Consider the following 6281-nt stretch of genomic DNA (forward strand, 5'->3'; position numbering starts at 1 on the left):
GTGTCAGCGCCACGGAAATCCGGCAGTTCGACCAACTCCACACGTTCCTGCAACCGCGCGCGCTGGTGGATGGGCTGGTGGAGGGCTTCTATGCCGACAACTGGCGGCGCGCATCGTCGTCCAGTTTCAGCGAGCCGTCCCGACCTACATTTCTTGATTGACGCGGCGGTCGGCCCCCTACGGTCGAGCCTGGATTGCGGGCTCGCCGGCATGTCCGACGCCTTCATATCCACCGCGCACACAACCGCGCGAGATGCTCACGCTGCGGCCGAGCCGCTGCGCCCGTCCGCCTACAGCGTCTGGATAGAAGACGATCTGCTGGCGCCCCGCGCCTGCACGCCGAAGATCGCCGCGCTGTTCACCGCGACCAAGGCCGCACCGAATCTACAGCGGCGCCGTTCACGATCGGGCCGGCGACATGGACCTCGCCGCCGAGCGCTTCGAGACGGCGACTGTGGCTGATCCGGTCGGACTGTTCGGCGTTTGCAGGTGGTAGTTCTAAAAGCCCGCGCCTTGGCGAAAGTCTGGGTCGAGCTGCGCCTTGCGTTCGTCGGCGGGGGCGCGGTGTTCCTTTTGGCGCTGGGGCGCCAGATCGAATTCGCAGATGAGCCCCTCACGCCGCCAGACCAGTGCGGTGCGGCCGCCCGGCACGGCAGCCAAGGCTTGTTCCAGCACGCGGGCGCCGAAACCCTTGCGGTCTGGCGTGACGACGGCTGGGCCGCCGTCTTCCTGCCAGCGAATGTGCCGAGCGCCGCTGTCGTCGCGATCCCAGGTGACGGCCACCATCCCGCCGGGCGTGCTGAACGCGCCATATTTGGCCGCGTTCGTCGCCAACTCGTGGAAGGCCATGGCGAGCGCTTCGGCCTCGCCCGGGCTCAGCGGCATGCTGGGGCCACGGATACTCACGCGCCCTGCATCCCCAAGGGCATAGGGCCGCAGTTCTTCGCCAACGAGCGTCGCAAGGTCGGCGCCGCGCCACCTCGAGGCTGCAAGCAGCTGATGGGCGTGACCTAAAGCGCTGATGCGTCCGAGGAGCGTGCGCCTCAGCAACTCGCCATCGTCTGCCTTGGTCAGTTTGACAATGCTTTGCACGACGGCGAGGAGGTTGTTGGCGCGATGATCGACCTCGCGCAGGAGAAACCGCAGATGATTCTCTGCTTCCTCACGCTCGTTGGCGCGCAACAACATAGTAGTGCGATATATCGCAGCCAACCACAAAACAATAAGGAGTGCGATGACTGTAACTGTCAGACTCAGCCCATGAGTCAAATTCTCTGGATTGAAGGTAAATCTCGGGGGGACAAATAAATAGTCGGAAGCAGCCATTCCAATAACAAGCGCGACCAGTCCGCCGGTAAGGCCTGCCGCCAATGTGCCGAACAGGACAGCCGGGAATATAAGCGGGTAGGGGGCCATGTCTGGGGCCGCAAAATCCAACAGGGCCCGCAGCGCGGTCGCGCCGGCTGCGCATGTTAGACCTACAAGGCCAGCCCGCAGGAGTGATGTAAGGCTCTCGGCAAGCCGCCGGACGCCAGCCTTTGGCGGCCGCGCCCCAGGGGTGGGTGGCCGGTCCGACGGGGTGCTGCCCGGATGCCAGATGTCGCGGCCCTCCCAAGCGGGTTCGTCGTGTGAAACCTACCGCGCGCGGAACATGCGGGCACGCGCCTCGCCGCCCCGTAAGCACGCAAGATAATGCATAATACACTAGAGTTGAATTGAGTTTCGGAATATTTTTTCGAATAGCACCAGCTCCGGCAACGCCGGGATCGATCAGCTGGGCCTAACGGGTAGGCGAGCTGACGAGGGGATCATCGCTCAGCCCGGTGATCACAGGGCCGAAGCTGCATCACCACGAAGCCGGACGAATCGGATTTGGGGGCGCCGTCGCCGAAAACATCGACGCGCAAGACGTTCGCCTTCGCACACGCCGGAACCTACTTTCCGGCGGTTAGGGCCTCGGCGCGCCGTATTGAGGATGACAGCCTCTATGCGCGGCCGAAGAATCTGAGTCGGGTGCGCATCGTCGTCGCCGGATCGGTCGCATTCGTGGACGCCGCAGGGAGAAGGGCATGGCCGACCTGAGTCCTGGATTGAGCCCGGTGCAGACAGGCGAAAGCTATCCGGGTTACGGCGCGCGGCCCTATCGGGCCTATGTCCTCGGTGTCCTGATGGTCATCTACGGCCTCAACCTCATGGATCGCGGATTGGTCGCCCTGCTGCAGGAGAAATTCAAGCCGGAGTTCCATCTCAGCGACTTCCAGCTCGGCCTCCTGGGCGGGCCGGCTTTCGCCTTCTTCAACACCGTGGCCAGCCTGCCGATCGGCCGTCTCGCGGACCGCTTCAACCGCGTCAACATCCTGTCGATTTGCGTCGCCGTCTGGAGCCTGATGACTGCGCTTTGCGGCCTGGCGGTGTCCTTCCCCATGTTGCTGCTTGCGCGCTTCGGGGTCGGCATCGGCGAGGCCGGTTGTCTGCCGCCATCGCAGAGCGTGATCTCCGACTATTTCCCGGCCAACAAGCGCGCCTCGGCGATCGCCATCCACCTGATTTCGATACCGATCGGGGCGATCCTCGCCAGCATGATCGGCGCTGTCGTGGCCGATCGGTACGGCTGGCGCATGGCTTTCATAGTGCTGGGCGCGCCGGGGCTCCTGATCGCTTTGATCTGCCGGCTGACGGTGAAGGAGCCCCCCCGTGGCGCGGCGCTGGCCACCGATGGCCAGCCAGTCGCGACACCCAACCTGAGGGCCGCGCTGCGCGAGCTTCGAAGCAAGTCGAGCTTCTTCCACATTGCTCTGGCGACCGGCCTGGTGAACTTCGTGGCTGTCGGCAATGGCCAGTACCTGGTCTCCTTTATGTTGCGGGTGCACCACGTCTCGCTGACCCAGGTTGGCCTGATCCTGGGGCCCCTGGTGGGCGGGCTGACAGTTGTGTCGGGTGTCGTCGTCGGTAAGGCTCTGGACTATCTGACGGCGCGGGACCGCGCCTGGCTGGCGCGCTGGCCGGCGATCGGCGTGTTGCTGGCCGTGCCCTTAGGCGTCGTCGCCTACCTCACGCCATCGTTCCCTTTAATGATCGCCATGCTCCTGGCGCAACTGCTCTGCATCGGAGCCTACCTCACCTCGCTCTACACAACCGCCCAGGGCGTGGTGCAGCCGGCGGTGCGGGCCACCGCCTCGGCCATGGTGATCGTGGTGATCAACACCATCGGCTACGGCTTCGGCCCGCCAGCCGTCGGCGCGCTCAGCGATTTCATGAAGGCCCATGTGGTGGCGTTCGGCCTCTCCGACGCCGCCCACGCCAGCGCCCAGGGACTGCGTTACGCGCTGGTGTGTGGCGTGGTGGTGAACCTCTGGGCGGCCGTCCACTACTGGATCGGTTCGACGCGGCTGGAGAAGGATTGGGTGGGATAGGGTCTGCGAGAGCCGGAGCGTCGCCGCGGCTCCAACGCTGCCCGACCCAACGCCGCGTTTCAGGCTGTTCTCGAGCTGTGCGAACGGCCTGATGCCCGTGGTGAACGCCGACACCGGACGGGTCGTCGCGACCGCCCCGATCGGGAAAGGTACGGACGCAGCCGCCTACGATCCCAAGCGTCGGCTGGTGTTCAGCGCCGACGGCCTCGACGGCGCCTCTCGCTGCTCCGCCAGAATGACGCCGACAACTACACCCCGGCGGCGACCGTCCCCACAGCCATCAGCGCGCGCACCATGTCGATCGACCCGGAAACCGGCCGGCTCTACATCGCCGCTCTCGACACCGATCCGGCCACCGCCGCCGGCCGACCGACCCCACGGCCCGGCATGCTCCGTCTGATGTTCTTCGATCCAGCTCAATGACGCTTGGAGCGACGTCCCAAGCCGGGGGAAAGCTTCGCCGCACGGGGGCTTTTCTGCGGCGAAACGGGGGCGCTCTGGCCCCAAGAAAGCCCCACGAATCAATGACTCGACGGGGCCTAAGGGCGTTCCGGCGGAAGCCCCTCGCCAGCGTTTCGGACGGAGGCTCCATGGTCGCCCAGCTCTACTACGGGGCCCACGCAGCGTCCGGTCCGCGCCCGACGCTCGAGGCGGACACCGATGGGGCCGCGCTGCCAACGCTGCGTGTCCGCGGGCGCAGCGTCATGGCGCTTGTCATCGCGCCCGAGCCTCCGTTCACCGACTGGTTCGCCACGCTCGACGAGCAGATGCGTCGATCTGCAAGCTTCTTTGCCGACCGACCGGTCGTCGTCGACCTCGGTGCGGTGCTCGAGAGCGCCGGGCGCGACGCCATTCCGGTGGCGCTCGAGGGCCTAGAGGAGCGCGGCCTAAGAGTGATAGGCGCCGAGGGCGTGGAGCCAAACGCGCTTGCCCGCACAAGGTGGGCCCGGCTGCCGACCAGCCTGCGCGGGCGCGACGTGGCCCAGGCGCCCCAGGACGATCCGCCCGCTGCGCCCTCGGCGCCGTCGCTGCTGGTCGATCGGCCCGTTCGCTCGGGCCAGTCCATCGTCTTCGAGGAGGGCGACATCATCGTCGTCGGCGCTGTCGCCTCGGGCGCCGAGGTCATCGCAGGCGGCTCGATCCACGTCTACGGCGCCCTGCGCGGCCGGGCGCTCGCCGGACTCAAGACGGCCGCCGGCGCCCGGATCTTCTGCCGCCGGATGGAGGCGGAACTGGTGGGGGTGGACCAGCTCTACCGCACCGCGGAGCACTGGGGCCCCGATCTGCACGGGCGCGCTGTCCAGGTGCGCTGCGATCGCGGCGCGCTCCAGATCTCGGCTCTCGATTGAACGCAGCCCGCCTGGCGGCGGGGGAGGCAACAGTGAGTGATATGTGCAAGGTCGTCGTCGTCACATCGGGAAAAGGCGGGGTCGGAAAGACCACCTCTTCCGCATCCCTGGGCGCAGCGCTCGCTCAGGAAGGCCGCAAGGTCGTCGTGGTCGATTTCGACGTGGGCCTGCGCAACCTTGACCTGGTGATGGGGGCGGAGCGGCGGGTCGTCTTCGATCTCGTCAATGTCGTGCAGGGCGACGCGAAGCTTCCGCAGGCGCTGATCCGCGACAAGCGGGTCGACACCCTGTCCCTGCTTCCCGCCTCGCAGACCCGCGACAAGGACGCGCTCACCGAGGCCGGCGTCGGTCGGGTGATCGACGAGCTTCGCGAGAGCTTCGACTGGATCGTCTGTGACAGCCCCGCCGGGATCGAGAAGGGCGCCACCCTCGCCATGCGTTTCGCCGACCTGGCGGTGGTGGTCACCAATCCCGAGATCTCCTCCGTCCGCGATTCCGACCGCATCATCGGAATGCTGGATTCAAAGACCCGGCGCGCTGAGAACGGCGAGCGGCTGGAGAAGCAGTTGCTGCTCACCCGCTACGATCCGGCGCGCGCGGCCCGCGACGAGATGATGAAGGTCGAGGACGTGCTTGAGATTCTGGCGATCCCGCTGCTTGGGATCGTCGCCGAGAGCCCGGACGTGCTGACCGCCTCCAACGTCGGCTGTCCGGTCACGCTCCACAATCCGGGGTCGGCGGCGGCGCGCGCCTACCGGGACGCCGCCCGGCGGCTGCTGGGTGAGACGATCGCAGTCGACGAGCCGCGCGAGCGGCGGGGTTTTATGAGCCGCCTGTTCGGACGAAAGGCCGCCGCATGAATTTTCTGAGCCTCTTCGCGCGCGGCCGCCGCTCCGCGCCCGTCGCTCGCGAGCGGCTTCAGGTCCTGCTGGCGCATGAGCGCGGACTGGCTGGCGGCGCCGACCTGGCGGCAATCCTGCAACAAGAGATCCTCGCGGTGATCGCCAAGCACATTCCGATCGACCGCGATCAGGTGGTTGTGAAGCTCGATCGAGGGGATCAGGTCTCCACACTGGAGATCGATATCGAGATGCCCGACGCCGCGCTCGCGGGCCATTGAGGCCGGGGTCGGCTTTGCCGGTCTTCGATGGTCGCCTTCTGTTGAGATCCTATGGGCGTCTGGATAGCGACCGGCGCTCTGGCAGAGTGAGGTTGCTACCCACCCACTCTGGAGGCGACGATGCATGACGCTGCACCTGGCCCTGCGCAGGCCGCTATCCGTACAGATCTTGGCGCGATCTTCGTTTCGTTGGAACTGTCTCGCTCGAGTTGGTTGATCACGTCCTTGTCGCCGGGCGGCGGGGAGAAGATGTCCAAGCACGCGGTGACGGCGGCCGATATGGCGGGCTTGCTGGAGCGGTTCTCCCAGCTCCAGGAGAAGGCCTGTGCGCGGACTGGCGCGCGGTTTCCGATCATCGTCATTCAGGAGGCTGGCCTGGACGGCTTTTGGATCCACCGG

At 66.5% G+C, this 6281-nt stretch carries 6 protein-coding genes and 1 pseudogene; 6 read left to right on the forward strand and 1 reads right to left on the reverse strand.

Translation table 11 applies throughout. The annotated features are described in order from the left end of the window. Positions 1-498: 498 nt before the first annotated feature. Positions 499-1599: an HWE histidine kinase domain-containing protein gene (locus VGI62_RS12745; protein WP_331504874.1), complete on the reverse strand. Its 1101-nt coding sequence runs from the start codon at positions 1597-1599 to the stop codon at positions 499-501. Positions 1600-2069: 470 nt separating this feature from the next. On the opposite strand from VGI62_RS12745, the gene VGI62_RS12750 reads away from it, so the two are divergent. The 6 genes and pseudogenes from VGI62_RS12750 to VGI62_RS12775 form a co-directional block, all read left to right on the forward strand. After that, a complete protein-coding gene (locus tag VGI62_RS12750; protein WP_331504870.1) occupies positions 2070-3413 on the forward strand; it encodes an MFS transporter in 1344 nt (447 codons plus the stop codon). 294 nt (positions 3414-3707) lie between these two features. Next, entirely contained in the window at positions 3708-3836 is a 129-nt protein-coding gene (locus tag VGI62_RS12755; protein WP_331504871.1) for a hypothetical protein, read from the forward strand. A gap of 167 nt (positions 3837-4003) precedes the next feature. Continuing rightward, positions 4004-4762 (forward strand): septum site-determining protein MinC, encoded by a 759-nt coding sequence (minC, locus tag VGI62_RS12760; RefSeq protein WP_331504872.1) that lies wholly within the window; start codon positions 4004-4006, stop codon positions 4760-4762. Positions 4763-4803: 41 nt separating this feature from the next. Further along, on the forward strand, positions 4804-5622 hold the full coding sequence (gene minD / locus VGI62_RS12765; RefSeq protein ID WP_331504875.1) for a septum site-determining protein MinD: 819 nt from the start codon (positions 4804-4806) through the stop codon (positions 5620-5622). Continuing rightward, positions 5619-5882, forward strand: a complete 264-nt coding sequence (gene minE, locus VGI62_RS12770; RefSeq protein ID WP_331504873.1) for a cell division topological specificity factor MinE — start codon at positions 5619-5621, stop codon at positions 5880-5882. Before minD ends, minE begins: the two co-directional genes overlap by 4 nt. Positions 5883-6002: 120 nt before the next feature. After that, positions 6003-6281 (forward strand): annotated as a pseudogene (locus VGI62_RS12775) (hypothetical protein); the annotation flags it as partial.

It is taken from the genome of Phenylobacterium sp. (genome assembly GCF_036495085.1).
Classification (GTDB): Bacteria; Pseudomonadota; Alphaproteobacteria; order Caulobacterales; family Caulobacteraceae; genus Phenylobacterium.

What these genes read in the sequence shown, in the direction of transcription:
- VGI62_RS12755 (WP_331504871.1), top strand. Translation starts at nt 3,708, where the DNA reads ATGTCGATCGACCCGGAAACCGGCCGGCTCTACATCGCCGCTCTCGAC.
- VGI62_RS12750 (WP_331504870.1), top strand. Translation starts at nt 2,070, where the DNA reads ATGGCCGACCTGAGTCCTGGATTGAGCCCGGTGCAGACAGGCGAAAGC.
- minD (WP_331504875.1), top strand. Translation starts at nt 4,804, where the DNA reads ATGTGCAAGGTCGTCGTCGTCACATCGGGAAAAGGCGGGGTCGGAAAG.
- minE (WP_331504873.1), top strand. Translation starts at nt 5,619, where the DNA reads ATGAATTTTCTGAGCCTCTTCGCGCGCGGCCGCCGCTCCGCGCCCGTC.
- minC (WP_331504872.1), top strand. Translation starts at nt 4,004, where the DNA reads ATGGTCGCCCAGCTCTACTACGGGGCCCACGCAGCGTCCGGTCCGCGC.